Origin of the sequence: uncultured Amaricoccus sp. (assembly GCF_937891315.1) — a bacterium.
Lineage (GTDB): Bacteria > Pseudomonadota > Alphaproteobacteria > Rhodobacterales > Rhodobacteraceae > Amaricoccus.
Map to the genome: position 1 here is coordinate 1 of NZ_CALAGI010000094.1, position 19,576 is coordinate 19,576.

Consider the following 19,576-nt stretch of genomic DNA (forward strand, 5'->3'; position numbering starts at 1 on the left):
TCGCGCTGCATGTCGATGATGACGAGCGCGGTCCGCGCGGGGTCGAACCTGATCGCACTCGGTTCCGCCGGCAGGGTGAGATCGTCCATGCAACGCCTCCGTGCTGAGTCTGGGCCAGTCCCAGGAACACCGAAGCAAATTCCGCGCCAACCGCGGGCGCGCCGCGCTGGAGTTTGAACAACCCCCTTTGATCACGGGGTTTTCTCTATGCGGAGCGGGCAGGGCGCGGCGGTCAGGCATTGCCGCGAGAAAATCATTGCATACAATCCTGCATGCCATTTAACCAAGTGTTGACCCTTTTTTGATCGACCGCGTAAACGGAGCCCGCCATGGACATCGACCTGCCCGCCACGATCGCCGAGATTCGAACCGAGTTCGATCGCTACGAGGCGGCGCTGATCGCCAATGACATCGACGCGCTGTCGGCGTTCTTCTGGCGTGATCCGCGCGCCGTGCGCCTGTCGCCGGGCGGCGGGCTCTACGGCTTCGAGGAGATCGCGGCCTTCCGCAAGGGGCGGGACGTGTCCGACGTGGCGCGCGATCTGGAACGGATCACCATCCTCGCGCTCGGCGTCGATTGCGGCGTCGCCACGGCCGAATACCGGCGCCGGGGATCGGGCCGGCGCGGCGCGCAGAGCCAGACCTGGGCGCGTCTGCCGGAGGGCTGGCGCATCGTCGCCGCCCATGTAAGCCTCGATCCGCCCGCCAGCTAGCGTACGTACGCCGTCCGCGACCCCGCCAGTTCAGACAGCCCAGCGAGAGATGATGCGCGACCTGCCGTCCCACCCGCGTCCCGCCGCCATCGAGACCCGAGCCGACCGGCTGGTGCGCGCCCTGTCGGACGAGATCGTCTCCGGGCGGCTCGGTCCCGGCATCCGCCTCGATGAGCAATCGCTTGCCGATCGATTCGGCTTGTCCCGCACGCCCGTGCGCGAGGCGCTGGGCCAACTCGCCGCCATCGGCCTCGCCGAGAAGCGGCCCCACCGCGGGGTGCTGGTGGCGAATTTCACCATCGAGCGCATGAGGCATATGTTCGAGCTGATGGCCGAACTCGAAGCCCTGTGCGCCCGTCTCGCCGCGCGGCGGATGATCCCGGACGCGAAGGCGCTGCTGGAGGAGGAACATATCGCCACCGAGGTCCTGGCCAGGAACGGCGATTTCGAAGGTTACGAGGCGGCGAATCGCGCCTTCCATCGCGCCATCTACGATGGGTCCGCCAATCCCGTCCTGGTTGAAGCCACGGAGGATGCGCGCCGCCGGCTGTCGCCGTTCCGCCGGGCCCAGTTCCATCTGGAGGGTCGCATCGCGAAGAGTTTCGCGGAACATGGCGGCGTGATCGCCGCCATCCTCGCCGGCGACGAGGAGGCCGCCTATGCCCGGATGCGCGACCATCTGCTGATCGTTCAGGACGCCTCCACCACCTTCGTCGCCGGGTCCCTGGCCGTCGGGACAAACTGAATGTCGTTCGGTGCCCAGCGGGTCTTGCGGAAATGTAAGTCAACCTGATACTAAGGCGGCCTTAGCAACGGTCTCCCCTGACTCTCATGCCCGGCATTGATCCCGACAGCGTCAATTTCCTGCTCGCCGATCTCGCGCGCCTGTTCCGCGCCGAATTCGAGCGGCGCGTGACCGATGCGCGGCTCGGTGTCACGCCGGCCGAGGCGCGGGTACTGGCGCATGTCGCGCGCGGCGCGCCGATCCGCCAGCACCTGCTGGCCGAGAGGCTTGGTGTCGCGCAGATGAGCCTGACCGGCTTTCTCGACCGCCTCCAGGCGGCCGGGCTTGTCGAACGGGTGTCCGACCCCGAGGATCGGCGGGCAAAGCGCGTGCGGCTGACGCCGGCGGCCGAGGCGGTGCTCGAAGGCGTGGCCGCCGCCGGAGCCGCCGTCCGCGCCCAGGCCCGCGCCGAAGTCCCGGATGCCGATTGGGAGCGGTTCCGCGCCACCGCCGCGCGGATGCGCGACACGCTCGCCGCCGCGCGCGACGGCCGGACGCGGGGCGCGGCATGAGCGGGGACATGTCCGCTCCGGCGCGCCCGCGGATGAGCGCGCACCGGGTCAGCCTGCTCGGCGGGCTGCTGACGGCGATCGGCCCGGTGTCGATGGCGCTCTACACGCCCGCGATGACCGAGATCGCACGCGCGTTCAACACCAGCGATTCCGCGGTCAAGATGACGCTGACGCTCTATTTCGGCGGTTTCGCCTGCGCCCAGCTGATCGCGGGGCCGCTGTCGGACGCGATCGGCCGGCGGCCCGTCACCTTCCTGTTCATGGGTATCTATTGCCTCGGCGGCCTCTTCGCGCTCGGGGCGCCGAGTATCGGGGCACTGATGCTCGCACGCTTCCTGCAGGGGGTAGGCGCCTCTGCCGGCGTGGCGATCGCGCGGGCGATCGTGCGCGATCTGTTCACCGGTGAGAGTTCCTCGCGGATCCTGAACGTGATCGGCATCGTTCTGGCGCTCGGTCCCGCCGTGGCGCCGACGATCGGCGGGCTTCTGCTCACTTTCGCCGGCTGGCGCGCGATCTTCGTCGCCATGGCATTGCTCGGCGTGCTGGTGGTCGTGGCGAGCGCCATCTGGCTTCGCGAGACGGTGGTGCCGGACTTGTCGCGGCTTCGGCCGCGACAAGTCGCAGCCGCCTATGGCGAGGTGCTGTCCAACCGCCGCTTCCTCGCGGCCACGGCGATCATCGCCGGCGCGGTCGGCGCGCTCTACGCGCAGGCGACGTTCCTGCCCTTCATCCTGATGAACGACGTCGGGCTCAGCCCCGCCGAGTTCGGCCTCGGCATGCTCTTCCAGTCGGGCAGCTTTCTCGCCGCCTCCCTGGTCGTGCGGTGGCTCATGGACCGCGTCGGCGCCGCCCGCCTCGTCGGGGTGGGCCTCGGGCTGATCGCGCTTGGCGCGCTCGGCGTGAGCCTCCTGCTCGTCTGGGAGCCGAGCTTTCTTCGGGTGATGGTCCCCGTCGGGATCTATGCCTGTGGCATCGCCTTCGTGATGCCGGGCGCGACCACGGCCGCGCTCGCTCCCTTCCCGCGCAACGCCGGGGCCGCCGCCTCGATGATGGGTTTCGTCCAGATGGGCTCCGGCCTCGTGGTCGGCTCGCTCGGCGCGCTGATGGGTGATCCGGTGCTGGCGATGGGCACGCTCATCCCCGCGATGGGCGCGACCGCCTGCCTCGCGCATTTCCTGCCGCGGCGCGGGAGCGCCACCATCGGCCCCCGCGCGACCTCCTGACAGGCGCCCGATGCCTCGCGGCGGCCGCGGCCTTCGCGCCCGAGCCGGCGAATTGCCGGAAGGCGCGGCTCTCCGATCGGGGCTGAACCGTCACCACCATGTGCGACCGGCTCCGTCGGGTCTAGAGGGGTGACCTGGCTGCGCCGGATAGAGTCCTGAATTTACGCCATATCCTGACCACCGGACGATCCCGTCCGGTTGGATATTGCACTAGCGATCCACCGTCACCATGACGGCCGGGGCGTAGCGCGCGCCTGAAACGCGGTCCGGCGTCAGGGCGGTGTCGAGCGCGCGCGTCTGCTCAGTATCAAGGCTCAGGTCCGCGGCGGCGACGTTTTCTTCGAGATAGGCGCGGCGCTTGGTGCCGGGGATCGGCACGATATCCGGCCCGCGCCCGAGCAGCCAGGCCAGGGCCACCTGACCCGGAGTCGCCCCCAGCGACTGTGCGATGTCGCGGACCACGCCGGCCGCCGCCATGTTGGCATCGTAGTTCGCGCCCTGGTAGCGCGGGTCGCCGCGGCGGAAGTCACCCTCGGGATAATCCTCGGCCCGCTTGACCCCGCCGGTCAGGAAGCCGCGCCCGAGTGGCGCGAAAGGCACGAGCCCGATGCCGAGTTCGCGCAAGGTGGGAATGATCTCGGGCTCCAGATTGCGCTCCCAGAGCGAATATTCGCTCTGCAGCGCCGAGACCGGATGCACGGCGTGCGCCCGCCGGATATTCGCAACCCCCGCCTCGGACAGGCCGAAGAACCGCGCCTTGCCCTCGGTGATCAACTCGGCGACGGCGCCCGCCACATCCTCGATCGGTACCGTCGGATCGACGCGATGCTGATAGAGAAGATCGACGTGATCGGTCCCGAGCCGCCGCAGCGACCCTTCGAGCGCCTCCCGGATATGCGCGGGCCGACTGTCGAGCTCTACCCCGACCTGGCGTCCGTTCTCGATGCGAAAGCCGAACTTGGTCGCGACCACCACCTCGCTCCACCGCCCCTTCAGCGCGCGACCCAGCAACTCCTCGTTGGCGAAGGGCCCATAGACCTCGGCGGTATCGAGAAACACGCAGCCAAGCTCGATCGCCCGATGCAGCGTCGCGATCGACTCGCCCTCGTCCGCCGGCCCATAGGCCTGGCTCATCCCCATGCAGCCGAGGCCGATCTCCGACACTTCGAGCCCCTGCGAGCCCAGTTCGCGCTTGCGCGACATCGCCATCCTCCCACGCTCCGGTCCACGGACCTTAGCTCGCGCCACGCGCGCGTCCAGCCTCGCCGGCGCCTCCGTCTCGCGGCGCTGACCCGCGGCTCAGCCCTCCGGCGCGCCGGAAGCCCCGTGAGATCACGCCGCCCCTGGGCCCTCTTCCAGCTTCATATTGGCAGATTCCTGTCTGGCAGGACGAGGGTCCGCGCCAACGGACGGGGCAGTGCCGCCGCGGCTGGAGCCGGAGCGAGGGGAGTCCTCCGGACTCCGGCCGCGGGTTCGCGGCCAACCGGAGCGCGCGGTGCGCGCGAGTCCTTTCGACTGGCTTTCCGGCTGTTGCCGGAAAACGACTGCTCTCCAGGTTAGCAAACCTGTATGACACCTTGGCGGCGCGAGGCCGGGGCGCGGGTCGTGCCGCTCGTCACGTCCTTGACGCGGACATGCGAACGGGCGCTTCGACGCGGCACGGGCGGGTAAGGGCGAGAACGGCGAGCAAGGCGGCGGCGAGGCAGGGGAGCATGGCGTTTCCTTCCGGCTTCCCACGAAACGCCGGAAGCGCCGCGCGGGTTCCGCGCGGTCAGTGACGCTCGTCGTCGCGGCCGGGCAGGGCGTGGTCCATCAGCGCCTCCAGGGGCACGGAGCGCAGGGTTGCCTTGTGGGTGCTGGCCAGCACGACCTTGGGCGCGACCCCGGCGAGCCAGGCCTCCTTCCAGCGGTCGGCGCAGAGGCACCAGCGGTCGCCGGGGCGGAGGCCGGTGAAGCCGAACTCCGGCCGGGGCGTGGCGAGATCGTTGCCGCGCGCCCGGGAAAAGGCGAGGAACTCCGCGGTCACCCGGACGCAGACGGTATGCCGGCCCCGGTCCGACGGTCCGGTGTCGCAGCGGCCGTTGCGGAAGAACCCGGTGATCGGATCGTAGGCGCAGGGTTTGAGCGGCCCATCGAGGACATTGACGCTCTCGGAGATCTCGTCCTGGGTCATCGGAAGTCCGTCATTGGTATCCCGTCATTTCCAGATAGCCGCGTCCCGGGTGGCTGCCCGTGATCCGGATCGGCCCCTCCCAATAGGGAAAGAGCGTGCCCATCCAGCTTTGCGCGTTCAGGGGCGCGGTGTCCACCACGAGCCGATGATTCGGGATCTCGATATGCCAGGCCGTCGGAACGCTTCGGCCGGCGACCTCGGTCTCGGCGCGCTGCGACAAGCTGATCTCGCCGGGGCGGAGCGGGGTCGCGGCGCCATCCGGGTCGATCCATGTGCCGACGAGGAAGGGCGGCGCCGTCCGGGCGCGCATGCGATAGAGCATCACCTTGGCGCCGTCGTCGAGATGCAGCGCGAACCAGTCCCAGCCGAGTTGATCCTCGGTCAGCGGTTGCGAGGACCATTCGCGGTCGAGCCAGGCCTCGCCGGTCACGGCGGTCGCGCGCCCGTCGAGGGTGAGGGTGCCGTCGACGCGGTAGAACGGCTGGCTGTAGTAGTAGGAGGCCTGGCCCTGCTCGGATTTGACGCTGTGGCCGCCGTCACCCTGAAGCACCGGGGGTCGGGCGGCGGTGGCGTGGAGATCATAGGCGAAATCCTCGCCACGGGCGCGGACGCGGATGTCCGCGAGCGCGTCCGACCCCGGGGTGGGCGACGCGATCATCTCCCAATCGTCGATCCAGGCGTGGAACGGGTCCAGCGTCACCCCGGCCTGCCCGACGCCGCCGCGGGCGAAGGTCTCCGCGAAGCGGTGGGTGGCGTCGCTGGTCGCCGCGGCGTGGCCCATCCAGATCGCCGTGCTGGCCCAGCCGTCGGGCTCGGCGCCCGGCGCCAGGGCGGATCGGAACAAGGTCCATTGCGCGCCGTAGTCCGCGCCGTCCGCGTCGCGCAGGTTGGCGGTGAGATACCACCATTCGACGCGGAAGCCGGGATGCGCGCCATGGTCGCGGGGGAACGCGACATGCGCCGGCGCGGTGACCGGAAGGAAGTCCGTGGCGGGGCCGCCGAGACCGGCGAAGCCCTGCGCGAAAGCCGCCGTTGGCAAGAATATGAGCGTCAGAAAAGCCCTAGCGTTCATTGCCAAAGCTCCGCAACAGGTCCGTGGGCGCGGCGCGGGCGAGGCGCCAGACCGGCCAGGCGGCGGCGAGGCAGGCGGTGGCGAGGGCGAGCGCGAAAAGCGAGAGCCATTTGCCGGGAAAGAGGATGATCGGCAGGCGCCAGCCGAAGGCGAGCGGATTGATCACCGCCGTCAGCACCCAGGCGACGGCGAGGCCGAGCGGCAGGGCGGCGAGCGCGGTCAGGGCGGCGAGGCCGAGCGCCTTGGCCATTTCGAGCCCGGCGAGGCGGCGGCGGGTGAGGCCGAGCGCCCAGAGCGGCGCGAGGCGGGCCAGCCGCTGGTCCGCGAGGGTGAGGAGATTCGCCAGCAGCGCGACGCCGGCGACGCTGAGGGTCAGCGCGTTGAGCGCCACGGTCACGGCGAAGGTCTTGTCGAAGACGCGGCGCGACACCTCCTTGATCGCCCGCTGGTCCACCACCACCGGCGGCGGAGCGAAGGCGGCGCGGAGATCGGCGGTCAGCGCGGCGGCGCGGTCCGGCGCGACGCGCACCGCCACGCGCCGCCGCTCGGCGTCCGGCCAGTCGGCGAGCGCGCTGAGTCCGACCATGATCTGGCCTTCGGGGTTGCCGTAGTCGGGATAGATCGCGGCGATGGTCAGGCGGCGCGGGCCGCCCGGCGCCGGGATTTCGATCACGTCGCCCGGGCGGAGGTCGAGCCGCGTCGCGAGCTGTTCGGACGCGAGCGCGGCGTCGCCGGTCGCCACGCGGTCCCAGGGGTCGGCGAGCGCCGCCTTGAGCGGCCAGTTCTCGCGGTAGGTCGGATCGTCGCGAAAGCCGTGGATTTCGAGCGGCGCGTCGGCGAGGCGGGTGCGCGCGCTCCAGATGGGCAATGTCGCGGTGACGTCGGGCCGCGCTTCGAGCCAGGCGGCGACGGCCCGCGCCTGGTCGGCATCGGTGGCGGTGACATAGATCTCGGCCGCGAGGCGCCGATCGAGCCAGCCGAGGAAGGTCTCGCGGAAGCTGCCGACCATGGTACCGACCCCGACATTCACCCCGAGCGCCAGCAGGAGGGCCATGAGCGCGAGCGAAAGGCCGGTCAGTTCCTGCCGCCCGTCGGCCCAGGCCCATTGCGCCACCGGCCCGCGCGCTGTCCGGGAACCGAGCGAGAGCGCGGCGGAGAGCGCGGCGGGCAGGGCCAGCGCGGCGGACAGGAGCAGCGCGCCCATCACGGCGAAGCCGGCGACGAGGCCGTCGCCGAAGGCGAGGAGCGCCAGCCCGCAGGCGGCGAGCGCGGCGGCGCCTGCGAGTTCCGTTCGCAGGGCGCGGCGACGGGCGGCGACCCAGGCGAGCGGGCGGGCGACGGCGAGCGGCGGCAAGGTCCAGGCGCGCCAGAGGCTGGTCGCCGAGGCGGCCAGCGCGCCGAGCAGGGCGATGCCGAGCCCGGCGAGCCACCAGTCGAGGCCCAGCGACAGGCTGCCCGGCACGGTGGCGCCGTAGAGGCCGTCGAGCGACGCGGCGACGTCGGGCAGAAGCGCCGCCGCGATGCCATAGCCGGCGACGACGCCGATCGCGCCCGCGATCAGCGCGAGCGCGCTCATCTCGGCCAGCAGCGCGAGCGTCAGGACCCGCGCCGGCACGCCGCAGGCGCGCAGCGTGCGCAGCGTCGGACGGCGCTGCTCGAAGGCGAGGCCGATGGCGGAATAGACGATGAACAACCCGACGACGAAGCTGAGAAAGCCGAAGGCGGTCAGGTTGAGGTGAAAGCTGTCGGTCAGTCGCGCGAGGTCGCTCTCGCGCCCCGGCGGCTCGATCCGGAGGCGGCCGATGAGATCGGCGGGCAGGGGGCGGTCGGCGTCCTCGGCCGGCAGGAGCAGGCGCGAGACCTCGCCATGCGTGCCGAGCAGCGCCTCGGCGCGGCCGATGTCGGTGACGATGGTGTCGGGCGGGACGGTCTCGACCGGTTCGGGGGGCGGGAGTCCCGATGCGCCGGCGACGAGGGCGGCTGTCGCGGGCGCGACGAGCGCGCGGCCGGGCGGCAGGAGGAAGTCGCGAACCGCGGTCCCGCCGGCTTCCGGGCCGACGGCGCCGGGCGGCAGGGTCAGGGGATCGATGCCGATGACCCGCAGGCGCGTGTTGCCCTGGCGCCAGTCGCCTTCGAGCACGGGCGAGACCTTCCAGCCGGCGCGGCGGAGCGCGACATAATTGGCGAGGGGGAAGTTCCGGCCGTCGCGCGCCTCGATCCGGGCGACGCCGCCACCGCCGAGCACCGCCTCGGCCGCGGCGTAGCTGGCGCGGGCTTGCGTGTTCAGCGCCTGAACCCCGGTCCACAACGCGGTGGCGACCGCGAGCCCGGTGAGCAGCGTTGCGAGTTCCAGCGGATGGCGCCGCCAGTGGCCGAGGAGCGCGGCGAGGACGGCGCGGATCATGCGAGCCGGCCCGCGCGCAGGGTGACGCGCCGGTCGAGCCGGGCGGCGAGGCGGGCGCTGTGGGTGACCATCAGCAGGCTCGCGCCGGCGACGGCGACGAGGCCGAGCAGCAGGTCGAGCACCGCGTCGCCGGTCGCCTCGTCGAGATTGCCGGTGGGCTCGTCGGCGAGAATGAGGCCGGGGCGCGCGGCGAGCGCGCGGCCGATCGCCACCCGTTGCTGCTGACCGCCCGAGAGTTCCTCGGGGTAGCGGGCGAGGAGCGGGGCGAGGCCGAGGCGCCCCGCCAGCTCCCGCTGCCAGGCGGGATCGAGCCGGCCGGCGAGGCGGGCCTGGAAGGCGAGGTTCGCGGCGACGTCGAGGCTGGGGATCAGGTTGAACTGCTGGAAGACGAGGCCGATCGTCTCGCGGCGGAGGCGCGCGCGGCCGGCGTCGCCGAGCGCGGTGACGATCGCCGGGCCGACGCGGATTTCGCCCGAATCCACCGAATCGAGGCCGGCGATCAGATGGAGAAGCGTGCTCTTGCCGCTGCCCGATTCCCCGGTGAGCGCGAGGCTGGCCCCGACGGCGAGGTCGAGGGAGGCGTCGCGCAGCACGGGTTCGTCGCCGCCGGCGGCGACATAAGCCTTTGAAACGGATCGCACCGACAGCATCCTGGCCCGCCCTAGCTTTGCCCCATCGCATCTAGCACGGCGTCCCGGTATAGACAGCCGGCCTTTCAAACCGGGTATGATCCGACCATGACCGACGCTCCGACGCTGCTCGGCGACCCGCGGGCCGCCATTCGCGACCGGACCTACGCCGACGAGACGGCGTTGGTCCGTGATCTGATCGGTGAGACCCGCCTTGACGCCGCGGCGCGCGAGGCGATCGTGGCGCGGGCGGCGGCGCTGGTCGTCAAGGTGCGCGAGCGGTCCTCGCCGAGCGTCATGGAAGCCTTCCTCGCCGAATACGGCCTGTCGACCGAGGAGGGCGTCGGCCTCATGTGCCTCGCCGAGGCCTTGTTGCGGGTGCCGGACGCCGAGACCATCGACGAACTGATCGCCGACAAGATCGAGCCCTCGAACTGGGGGGCGCATCTCGGGCAGTCGAGTTCGAGCCTCGTCAACGCGGCGACCTGGGGGCTGATGTTGTCGGGACGGGTGCTCGACGACGATCCGGGGCGGCCGGCGGCGGCGCTGCGCAGCATGGTGCGGCGCCTCGGCGAGCCGGTGGTGCGCGCGGCCGTGGGGCGGTCGATCAAGCTCATGGGCCGGCAGTTCGTGCTCGGCGAGACCATCGGCGGGGCGATGGCGCGCGCGCGGGGGCTGGAGACCAAGGGCTACGCCTATTCCTACGACATGCTCGGCGAGGCGGCGCGGACCGAGGCGGACGCGCTGCGCTATGCCCGTGCCTATGCCGATGCGATCAAGGCGATCAGCGCGCGGGCGACCGGCGACGCGCGGACCAGCCCCGGCATCTCGGTCAAGCTCTCGGCGCTGCATCCGCGCTACGAATGGATCCATCGGGGCGAGGTCATGAAGGTGCTGGTGCCGCGCGCGCTGGAACTCGCGCGCGCCGCCGCCCGGGCCGGGATCGGCTTCAATATCGACGCGGAGGAGGCCGAACGCCTCGACCTGTCGCTCGACGTGATCGAGGCGATGCTCTGCGTGCCGGGCCTCGCCGGCTGGGACGGGTTCGGCGTGGTGGTGCAGGCCTATGGCCGGCGCGCCGGGGCGGTGATCGACTGGGTCCACGCGCTCGCCACCCGGCTCGACCGGCGGGTGATGGTGCGACTGGTCAAGGGCGCCTACTGGGACGCCGAGGTGAAGCTGGCGCAGGAGCGCGGCGTGCCGGACTTCCCGGTCTTCACCCGCAAGTCTCACACCGACGTCGGCTACATCGCGAACGCGCGGAAGCTTCTCGGGATGCGCGACCGCGTCTATCCGCAATTCGCGACCCACAACGCCCATACGATGGCGGCCGTGCTGGCGATGGCCGGCGACCGGCACGGCTTCGAGTTCCAGCGGCTGCATGGCATGGGCGAGGCGTTGCACGAGATCGTGCGCGAGGGCGAGGGCACGCGCTGCCGGATATACGCGCCGGTCGGGGCGCATCGCGATCTGCTCGCCTATCTCGTGCGGCGGTTGCTGGAGAACGGCGCCAATTCCTCCTTCGTGAACCAGATCGTCGACAAGAGCCTCGCGCCCGAGCTGATCGCCGCCGATCCGATCGCCGAGGCGGAGGCGGCGATAGGTCCGAATTCCGGCATCCTCGCGCCGTCCGAACTTTTCACGCCGCGACGCAACGCACGCGGCTGGAACGTGAACGAGCCCGCCTCGATCGCGCCGCTGCTCGCCGCGCGCGAAGGATGGAAGACGCGGCGCTGGCGGGCGGGCGGCGACGGGGAAGGGCGCGAGGTCGTGAACCCGGCCGATCCGACGGACCTTGTCGGCCATGTCGTCGAGGCGACGCCGGACGAGGTCGCCGCCGCGCTCGCCGGGGCCGAGGCAGCCTTCGCCGGCTGGTCCGCGACGCCGGCGCCGGAGCGCGCCGCGATCCTGCGCCGCGCGGCCGATCTCTATGAGGAAAACGTCGCGGAACTGGTCGCGCTCTGCGCGCGGGAGGCGGGCAAGACGCTGGCCGATGCCATTTCCGAGCTGCGCGAGGCGGTGGATTTCCTGCGCTATTACGCTGACGCGGCGGAGGGCGCGGAGGGCATGGGTCGCGGCGTGATGGTCTGCGTCAGCCCGTGGAACTTCCCGCTCGCCATCTTCACCGGCCAGGTCGCCGCCTGCCTCGGCGCCGGGAACTGCGTCATCGCCAAGCCCGCCGAACAGACGCCGCTGATCGCCGCCCGAGCCGTCGAGTTGTTGCGCGCCGCGGGGCTGCCCGAAGGCGTGCTCTGGCTGTTGCCGGGCGATGGCCCGACCGTCGGCGGGCCGCTGACCGCGGCGCCGGGCATCGCCGGGGTCTGCTTCACCGGCTCGACCGAGGTGGCACGGTTGATCCATCGCGCGCTGGCCGACAACGCGGCGCCGGACGCGGTCCTGATCGCCGAGACCGGCGGGCTCAATGCGATGATCGTCGATTCCACCGCGCTGACCGAGCAGGTGGTGCGCGATATCCTTGCTTCGGCCTTCCAGTCCGCCGGCCAGCGCTGTTCCGCGCTGCGCGTGCTCTATGTGCAGGAGGAGGCGCGGCAAAGGGTGCTGGAGATGCTGGCCGGCGCGATGCGGACGCTGGTGATCGGCAACCCGTGGGACAGCGCCACCGACGTCGGCCCGGTGATCGACGCCGAGGCCGAGGACGGCATCAAGGCCTATCTCGATGACCAGACGCGCGCCGGGCACCTGCTGGAGACGCGGCCGGTGCCCGACACCGGCCGCTTCGTGCCGCCGAGCGTCGTCGCCGTCCCCGGCATCGCGGCGGTCGAACGCGAGATCTTCGGGCCGGTGCTGCATGTCGCGGGCTTTCGCGCGACGGATCTCGACGCGGTGGTGGACGCGATCAACGCCCGCGGCTTCGGCCTGACCGCCGGGCTGCACAGCCGGATCGACGACAGGGTGGAGCGGCTGACCTCGCGGCTGCGGATCGGCAATATCTACGTGAATCGAAACCAGATCGGCGCCATCGTCGGCTCGCAGCCGTTTGGCGGCGAGGGCCTGTCCGGCACCGGGCCGAAGGCGGGGGGGCCGCTCTACCTGCCGCGGCTGACCCGCGCGGCGGAGGGGCAGGCGTCGGATGCCACGCCCGGTGGGCTCGCGATCCCGGCGGCGGCGATCGAGGCCGCCTTCGCCGGGCTGGCGCTCTGGGACGCGGACGACCGGATCGGCCTGCTGCGCGCGCTGCTTCCGGCGTCGCCCGCGCTCGAGGCCGCGGCGCGCGTGCCCTGGGCGCCGCGCGACCTGCCGGGGCCGACCGGCGAGAGCAACCGCCTGACGCTGCATCCGCGCGGCCGGGTGCTCTGCCTCGGCGCCGGGCCGGACGTGGTGCTGGCGCAGGCGACGCAGGCGCTCGCCGCCGGCAACGCGGTGGTCGCGGTGGCGGTCGAAAGCCGGGCGGCGCTCGCCCCCTTCGCCAAGGCGGGCCTGCCGGTCGCGGCGCTCGAAGGCCAGGTGGCGGCGGCCGATCTCGCGGCGCTGGCCGATCTGGCGCTGGTCGCGGCGCGGGGGCCGACGGACTGGCTGCGGACGCTGCGCCGGGCCCTCGCCGCCCGCGCCGGGGCGATCGTGCCGCTGGAGACCGCGCTGATCGCGCCCGAACGCTATTGCCTCGAGCGTCACCTCTGTATCGACACCACCGCCGCCGGCGGAAACGCGAGCCTGCTGGCGGAGAGCGCCTGACCGGTCCCTGGAGCGACATCCAACCAGACGGAATGGTCTGGTGGCCAATATATGACGTCAAATCAAGACTCTGGAGTGGACGAGCCGGCTCTGCCGGATCGGACTCCGTTCCGGAGGGCGAGGCGGAGGAAGTGGCGGTCGCCTTCGACGGCGAGGAGGTCCGCGGCGGTCTCGACCGGCATCCAGACGGCGCGATGCGCGGGGTCGGCCGGCGCGCCGCGGCGCAGGACCGGACGGCAGAGATAGATGTGACAGACCTTGCGCGCCCAGAGGTCGTATTCCGGCATATGGCAGTAGCGCTGGAAGGCGCCGAGCCGGCGCAGGATCTGAATGCGCCAGCCGGTCTCTTCCAGGCATTCGCGGTGCAGGGCGCGGACCGGCCCCTCGCCGGGATCGACGCCGCCGCCGGGCAACTGGAACTCGTGGCGCGGGCGGGTCTGCTCCGTCACCAGCGCCTCGCGGCCGTGGAGGATGACGCCATAGGCGCCCGGCCGGTCGCGGTAGGTCCGCCCGGGGTCGATGCATTCGCCGAATCTTCGCATGGTCGGGGTTATAGCAGAACCCCCGGGGTTTGCACTCGGCCGATGGAGCGTCTATGTGCGGGCATCAGCCAAACGGGAATCCGTCATGAGCCTCGCCGGCCGCATCGCCTGGGACGACACCATCCTGCCGTTTCAGCTTGACCGCGCGGATATCCGCGGGCGGGTGGCGCGGCTCGATCAGGTGCTCGAGACGATCCTCGGCCAGCATGCCTATCCGGTGCCGGTGGCGGCGCTGGTCGCCGAGGCGACGTTGCTGACCGCGCTGATCGGCCAGACCATCAAGCAGGGCTGGAAGCTGAGCCTGCAATTGCGCGGACAAGGGCCGATCCGGCTGATCGCCACCGACTATTTCGGTCCCGACGCCGCCGGTGAGCCCGCGCGGATGCGCGCCTATGCCGGCTTCGACGCCGACGGGGTCGCGGCGGCGCACGGCACGCCGTTCGAGATGCTGGGCGGCGGGCTCTTTGCCATCCTGATCGACCAGGGGCCGGGCACGACGCCCTATCAGGGTGTCACGCCGATCGCCGGGAATTCGCTGGCCGACTGCGCCGAGACCTATTTCGCCCAGTCCGAGCAACTGCCGACCCGCTTCGCGCTGGCGATGGGCGAGGCGCTGATGCCGGGCGAGGCGGCGCGCTGGCGGGCGGGCGGCGTCATGCTGCAGCACATGCCGAAGGCCTCGCCCTATGCCAAGCAGGCGGCGAGCGGCTTCGATGGGCTTCTCGCCGCCGAGGACATGCTGGAGGGGATCGAGGCGGATAACTGGCGTCGGGCGGTCATGCTGCTCGGCACGGTCGAGGAGACCGAACTGATCGGACCGCGGGTCGGGCCGGACCAGCTGCTGCTGCGGCTGTTCCACGAGGAGGAGCCGCGGGTCTACGATCCGCAGCCGGTGCGGTTCGGCTGCACCTGTGGTCCGGAAAAGGTGGTGCGCACCCTGTCGATCTACACGCCGGACGAGATCGCGACGATGACGACGCCGGAGGGCAGGATCACCGCCGATTGCCAGTTCTGCGGCGCGCACTACGAATTCGATCCGTCGGAGCTCGGAACCGGCGCCGAGCGGCCGGAGGGGTGAGGGCCGTCGCGGCCTGACCTATTCCGGCCTTGAACGGGCGGGGCCGATGTCGCCGTCGCGCGAGAGCAGGATGGCGAGCGGGCGGGTGCTGCCGAACTCGGAGAAGAGGATCACCAGCACGGCCATGATCGGCACCGACAGGATCGCGCCGGCGATGCCCCAGAGCGAGGACCAGGCGACGAGGCTGACCAGGATCACGAACGGGCTGAGATTCAGCGAATTGCCCATCAGCCATGGCTCGACGAAATTGCCGAGCAGCACCTGGATCGCCGTCATCGCCATGACGAAGACCGCGACCGGCCAGAAGGCGCCGAACTGCGCGATCGCGACCAGCGTCGGCACGCCGACGCCGATCCAGCCGCCGAGATAGGGGATGTAGTTGAAAAGACCGATCAGCACCGCCCAGAAACCGGCGAATTCGATGCCGAAATAGAGCATGATGAAATAGCTGCCGACCGCGAGCACAAGGTTGATCAGCGTCTTCATCACGAGATAGGTGCCGATCCGGCTGTTGACGTCGTGGATCACCTGCTGGACCTGCGCCACCTTGGCCGGTTCGTCGGAAATGCGCGCGATCTTGGCGGCGAAGGCGTTCTTTTCGAGCAGGATGAAGCCGGTGTAGATCGCGACGACGAGGAACGAGACGGCGATCGCAACCGCCGAGCCGAGCGTCAGGCCGATCAGCCGCTGCAGGTTCACATAGACGAGGATATCCTGGCGCAGGGTCCGCCACGACTGTTCCCCCTCGATGCCGAGATGGCTGGCGAGCGTCTGGATCAGCGCCAGGATCCGGTCCTGATACTGCGGCGCCAGGGCGACGACGCTGCCGATATTGGTGACGAGGAGCGAGAACATCTCGACCAGCACGAAGCCGATTGCGACGATCGCGACGACGTAGCGGACGCCGACGGGCAGCTGGCGCAGGCCGGGGATCCGGCCGATCAGTTCGGAGAGGCCGAGAACGACATAGGCGACGATCACGCTGGCCACCACCGGCAGGATGACCGACCGGCCGATGATCAGGATCCAGCCGATCATCAGCGCCAGGGCCACCCCGAGCACGAGCCGTGAGAACGGATCCTTCATTCCACGCCCTTTCAAGATGCGCTCGGCCGCTTCCGGTAACTTGCGCCGGTCGGATTCCGCAAGCATCGCAGTACCTTAACCGCCGGGTGATTCCATCCGGCCGCAAACTGCCTAACACGCGGGCGCGCGTCGGCGATAGACTTCGCCGCGGCGCGGCGAAAACCATCGCCGCGGGTTGGATCGCGGCGTTCATGCAACGGTCGGGCGAGAGGATGAACGCCCCGGCGCCTGCGTAAACCATTCGTTTACTTCCCCGCGCGGACATTGGCCCATCCACGATCGTCCCAGGAGTTTCATCCCCGACATGCGAGACCGCCCGATCCTTTCCGAAAGGCTCGCCCAAGCCATTGGATTCCTTCTCGCCTTCTGGAGGGAGCGCCGCTGGACCTATCGTCCCGAACGACGCTATATGCGTGGCAAGCCGAGCGACGGGGCGCGGGGCTGAGACAAGGCGTTTCCAGCCCGCGGGCCACTTCGCGGACCAGCCGATGAGCGTTCGCCCGTTGGGTGGGCGGGGTCTTCTATTGCGCTTGCGCTCTCTGGTCACGCCGCTAAGGTGAGTCGGGTGAGCGAGAGGGGATCGGACGGCCGGGAGGAATATTCCGCGGTCTTCGCGAACCGGGGGCCGCGAAGGGGGCTTGGATGGCAGCGGAAGGGGTTTCGGCGCGTGAAATACCGGTAGCCCTCGAAGTCAGTACCATCTGCAAGAGCTTCGGCCAGCACAAGGTTCTGAAGGGCATTTCCCTGACGGCGCGCGAGCATGACGTGATCGCCATCCTCGGCTCCTCCGGCTCCGGCAAATCCACCTTCCTGCGCTGCATCAATCTGCTCGAAATGCCCGACAGCGGCGAGGTCCGGCTGAAGGGCGAGCTCATCAAGATGGGCAAGCGCGGCGGCGAGCCCTGGCCCGCCGACATGAAGCAGGTCGACCGCATCCGCTCGCGCCTCGCCATGGTGTTCCAGCAGTTCAATCTCTGGCAGCACATGACGGTGCTCGACAATGTGACGGCGGCCCAGATCCACGTTTTGGGGCGCGACCGCAAGACGGCGACCGAGAAGGCCGAGGCGATGCTGGCCAAGGTCGGAGTCGCCGACAAGCGCGGGCACTATCCGAGCCAGCTGTCCGGCGGCCAGCAGCAGCGGGTGGCGATCGCCCGCGCGCTGGCCATGGACCCCGAGGTGATGCTGTTCGACGAGCCGACCTCGGCGCTCGATCCCGAGCTGGTCAACGAGGTGCTGAAGGTGATGCGCGACCTCGCCGCCGAGGGGCGCACCATGCTGGTCGTGACGCACGAGATGGGCTTCGCGCGCGAGGCGGCGAACCACATGCTGTTCCTGCATCAGGGGCTGGTCGAGGACGAGGGACCGCCGCGCGAGGTCATGGCCAATCCGAAGTCCGAGCGCTTCCGGCAGTTCCTGTCCGGCAGCCTCAAATAGCAAGACGCGGCACGCGTCCAAAGCAACAGGGAAGTTTCAGCATGATCAGACCGTTCCGCTCTCTCCTCGGCCTCGGCCTCGCCCTGATGGCCTTCGCGGCGCCGGCGGCGGCGCAGACGCTCCGAATCGGCACCGAGGCGGCCTACAAGCCCTTCGCCTATGTCCTGCCGTCGGGCGAATTGACCGGTTTCGACATCGATATCACCAAGGCGCTCTGCAAGCAGATGGGCGTCGAATGCACCATCACCAACATGGCCTTCGACGGGCTGATCCCCGCGCTCAACGCCAAGAAGGTCGATGCCATCATCGCCTCGATGTCGATCACGGAGGAGCGGGAGAAGACCATCGGCATGGCCGGCCCCTACTATTTCGTGCCGGCGATGTTCATCGGTGCCAAGGACGCCGGGCTCGAGGCGACGCCGGAGGCGCTCTCCGGCAAGTATGTCGGCGTCCAGCGCGGCAGCACGATGTCGAACTATGTCAAGGCGACCTTTCCCGACGCCCGCGTGCAGGCCTATGACACGGTCGAGGCCGCGGTGCTCGATCTCGGCAGCGGCCGGGTCGATCTCGTCTTCGCCGATTCCGTGGTGCTGAGCGATTTCCTCGCCGGCAAGGACGGCGCCGGTTTCGCCCCGGTCGGTGATCCGGTCTACAACAAGGAATATCTCGGCAGCGGCGCGGGTATCGGCGTCCGCCTTGACGACGCCGAGCTGAAGGCCAAGTTCAACGACGCGCTGGCGGCGCTCATCGCCTCGGGCGAATACAAGACGCTGAACGACAAATACGTGCCCATCGACATCCTGCCGAAGTGAGGCCGTCGGTGACGGGACCCATGCGCGCGGCGGGGTGCTGAATGGAGAATCTCGTCGCCTATCTGCCGCTCCTCCTCGCCGGGCTGCGCACGACGGTCCTGCTCGCGGTCAGTACGCTGGTCCTCGGGCTGATCCTCGGGATGGCGCTGGCGATGGCGAAGCTGTCGCGGCATTTTTGGGTTTCGCGGCCGGCCTACGCGGTGACCAACTTCCTGCGTGGCATCCCGGAATATCTCGTGCTCCTGGTGATCTATTTCGGCGGCACGCAGGTGATCGACGCGGTGCTCGGGCCGGGCGTGCTGGAGGTCAGCCCCTGGATCGCCGGCCTGACGGCGCTGACCATCATCTTCAGTTCCTACGCCTCGGAAACCTTCCGGGGCGCCTTCCTGTCGGTCGCCAAGGGTCAGATCGAGGCCGGGCGGGCCTATGGCTTCTCGTCCTGGCAATGCTTCCGGTTGATCCAGCTGCCGCAGATCCTGCGGGTGGCGATCCCGGGCCTCGGCAATCTCTGGCAGAGCGTGGTCAAGGATACGGCTCTGGTCTCGATCATCGGGCTCGAGGACATGATGCGCAAGGCAAACCAGGCGGCGACCGCGACGCGCGAGCCGTTCGTTTTCTATTTCGCAGTGTCGCTCGGCTACCTCCTGATCACGGTCGTCTCGATGCTGGTGATCGCGCAGCTCGAAAAGCGGGCGAACCGCGGCATGCCGAAGGGATAGACCGATGATCGACATCCTGCGGCAATACGGGCCGAATTTCCTCAGCGGCACCTGGCTCACCATCCAGCTGATGGTGATCGCGGCCATCCTCGGCTTCCTGCTCGCCGTGCCGGTGGCGCTGGCGCGACTGTCGCCGCGACCGTTGCTCAGCGGGACGGCGGCGGCCTATTCGCTGTTCTTCCGCGGAACGCCGCTGCTGGTGCAGATCTTCCTGGTCTACTACGGGCTCGGCCAGTTCGATTTCGTGCGGCAGTCGTTTCTGTGGCCGTTCCTGCGCGAGGCCTATGTCTGCGCGCTGATCACCTTCACCCTGAACACCGCCGCCTATTCCGGCGAGATCGTGCGCGGCGGCATCCTCTCGGTACCGCGCGGCGAGATCGAGGCGGCGCGGGCGGCGGGCATGTCGGCGGTAACCGCCTATCGGCTGGTGATCCTGCCGCGTGCCTTCTCGATCATCCTGCCGGCCTATTCGAACGAGGTCATCATCCTGATGAAGGGCACCGCGCTTGCCTCGACCATCACGCTTCTGGAACTGATGGGCGAGTCGCAGCTCGCCGCCTCGGCGACCTATCAGCCGATCCAGGTCTTCGCGATCGCCGGAGCGATCTACTATGCGCTGACCCTGATCATCACCCGAATCTTCCGGCTGCTCGAGGGCCGGTACAACCGCTATATGGTCGCTGGTCGGTAGAGCGCGCG

General features: G+C 70.0%; 17 protein-coding genes. 10 read left to right on the forward strand and 7 right to left on the reverse strand.

The window, feature by feature from the left end:
• Window positions 1-329: 329 nt before the first annotated feature.
• From hpxZ to Q0480_RS08430, 4 genes are all read left to right on the forward strand, one after another.
• A complete protein-coding gene (gene hpxZ, locus Q0480_RS08415; RefSeq protein WP_299131994.1) occupies window positions 330-713 on the forward strand; it encodes an oxalurate catabolism protein HpxZ in 384 nt (127 codons plus the stop codon).
• Window positions 714-765: 52 nt separating this feature from the next.
• Window positions 766-1,458 carry a GntR family transcriptional regulator gene (locus tag Q0480_RS08420; RefSeq protein WP_299131997.1) on the forward strand — a complete coding sequence of 231 codons (693 nt, stop codon included), beginning with the start codon at window positions 766-768 and terminating at the stop codon, window positions 1,456-1,458.
• Window positions 1,459-1,544: 86 nt separating this feature from the next.
• Window positions 1,545-2,009, forward strand: a complete 465-nt coding sequence (locus tag Q0480_RS08425) for a MarR family transcriptional regulator (protein ID WP_299131998.1) — start codon at window positions 1,545-1,547, stop codon at window positions 2,007-2,009.
• Complete coding sequence (locus Q0480_RS08430) at window positions 2,006-3,232, forward strand: multidrug effflux MFS transporter (RefSeq protein WP_299131999.1); 1,227 nt, start codon at window positions 2,006-2,008, stop codon at window positions 3,230-3,232. The genes Q0480_RS08425 and Q0480_RS08430 overlap by 4 nt, the downstream gene beginning before the upstream one ends.
• 210 nt (window positions 3,233-3,442) lie before the next feature.
• Here Q0480_RS08430 and Q0480_RS08435 read toward each other — a convergent pair whose 3' ends face one another.
• The 5 genes from Q0480_RS08435 to Q0480_RS08455 form a co-directional block, all read right to left on the reverse strand.
• On the reverse strand, window positions 3,443-4,435 hold the full coding sequence (locus tag Q0480_RS08435) for an aldo/keto reductase (protein WP_299132001.1): 993 nt from the start codon (window positions 4,433-4,435) through the stop codon (window positions 3,443-3,445).
• Between the two features lie 568 nt (window positions 4,436-5,003).
• Window positions 5,004-5,405 (reverse strand): DUF2237 domain-containing protein, encoded by a 402-nt coding sequence (locus tag Q0480_RS08440; protein ID WP_299132003.1) that lies wholly within the window; start codon window positions 5,403-5,405, stop codon window positions 5,004-5,006.
• A gap of 10 nt (window positions 5,406-5,415) precedes the next feature.
• Window positions 5,416-6,477, reverse strand: a complete 1,062-nt coding sequence (locus tag Q0480_RS08445; protein WP_299132004.1) for a lipocalin-like domain-containing protein — start codon at window positions 6,475-6,477, stop codon at window positions 5,416-5,418.
• Complete coding sequence (locus Q0480_RS08450; protein ID WP_299132005.1) at window positions 6,467-8,881, reverse strand: FtsX-like permease family protein; 2,415 nt, start codon at window positions 8,879-8,881, stop codon at window positions 6,467-6,469. The genes Q0480_RS08445 and Q0480_RS08450 overlap by 11 nt, the downstream gene beginning before the upstream one ends.
• Window positions 8,878-9,531 carry an ABC transporter ATP-binding protein gene (locus Q0480_RS08455; protein ID WP_299132007.1) on the reverse strand — a complete coding sequence of 218 codons (654 nt, stop codon included), beginning with the start codon at window positions 9,529-9,531 and terminating at the stop codon, window positions 8,878-8,880. Before Q0480_RS08455 ends, Q0480_RS08450 begins: the two co-directional genes overlap by 4 nt.
• 87 nt (window positions 9,532-9,618) lie before the next feature.
• Here Q0480_RS08455 and putA point away from each other — a divergent pair, with 87 nt between their 5' ends.
• Window positions 9,619-13,203: a bifunctional proline dehydrogenase/L-glutamate gamma-semialdehyde dehydrogenase PutA gene (gene putA, locus Q0480_RS08460; protein WP_299132009.1), complete on the forward strand. Its 3,585-nt coding sequence runs from the start codon at window positions 9,619-9,621 to the stop codon at window positions 13,201-13,203.
• A 62-nt stretch (window positions 13,204-13,265) separates the two neighbouring features.
• On the opposite strand, the gene Q0480_RS08465 is transcribed toward putA, so the two are convergent.
• Window positions 13,266-13,745 carry an NUDIX hydrolase gene (locus Q0480_RS08465; RefSeq protein WP_299132012.1) on the reverse strand — a complete coding sequence of 160 codons (480 nt, stop codon included), beginning with the start codon at window positions 13,743-13,745 and terminating at the stop codon, window positions 13,266-13,268.
• 85 nt (window positions 13,746-13,830) lie between these two features.
• Between Q0480_RS08465 and Q0480_RS08470 the strand changes: the two genes are divergently transcribed.
• Window positions 13,831-14,823 carry an Hsp33 family molecular chaperone HslO gene (locus Q0480_RS08470; RefSeq protein WP_299132014.1) on the forward strand — a complete coding sequence of 331 codons (993 nt, stop codon included), beginning with the start codon at window positions 13,831-13,833 and terminating at the stop codon, window positions 14,821-14,823.
• 18 nt (window positions 14,824-14,841) lie between these two features.
• Here the strand turns inward: Q0480_RS08470 and Q0480_RS08475 are convergent, their stop codons facing one another.
• On the reverse strand, window positions 14,842-15,909 hold the full coding sequence (locus Q0480_RS08475) for an AI-2E family transporter (protein WP_299132016.1): 1,068 nt from the start codon (window positions 15,907-15,909) through the stop codon (window positions 14,842-14,844).
• A 642-nt stretch (window positions 15,910-16,551) separates the two neighbouring features.
• Here Q0480_RS08475 and Q0480_RS08480 point away from each other — a divergent pair.
• From Q0480_RS08480 to Q0480_RS08495, 4 genes are read left to right on the forward strand one after another with little or no spacing between them, the layout of a single operon-like run.
• Window positions 16,552-17,346 carry an ATP-binding cassette domain-containing protein gene (locus Q0480_RS08480; protein ID WP_299132018.1) on the forward strand — a complete coding sequence of 265 codons (795 nt, stop codon included), beginning with the start codon at window positions 16,552-16,554 and terminating at the stop codon, window positions 17,344-17,346.
• A gap of 41 nt (window positions 17,347-17,387) precedes the next feature.
• Window positions 17,388-18,158: a transporter substrate-binding domain-containing protein gene (locus tag Q0480_RS08485; RefSeq protein WP_299132022.1), complete on the forward strand. Its 771-nt coding sequence runs from the start codon at window positions 17,388-17,390 to the stop codon at window positions 18,156-18,158.
• A 41-nt stretch (window positions 18,159-18,199) separates the two neighbouring features.
• Window positions 18,200-18,877 carry an ABC transporter permease subunit gene (locus Q0480_RS08490; RefSeq protein ID WP_299132025.1) on the forward strand — a complete coding sequence of 226 codons (678 nt, stop codon included), beginning with the start codon at window positions 18,200-18,202 and terminating at the stop codon, window positions 18,875-18,877.
• Between the two features lie 4 nt (window positions 18,878-18,881).
• Window positions 18,882-19,568 (forward strand): ABC transporter permease, encoded by a 687-nt coding sequence (locus Q0480_RS08495; protein WP_299132026.1) that lies wholly within the window; start codon window positions 18,882-18,884, stop codon window positions 19,566-19,568.
• Window positions 19,569-19,576 lie beyond the last annotated feature (8 nt).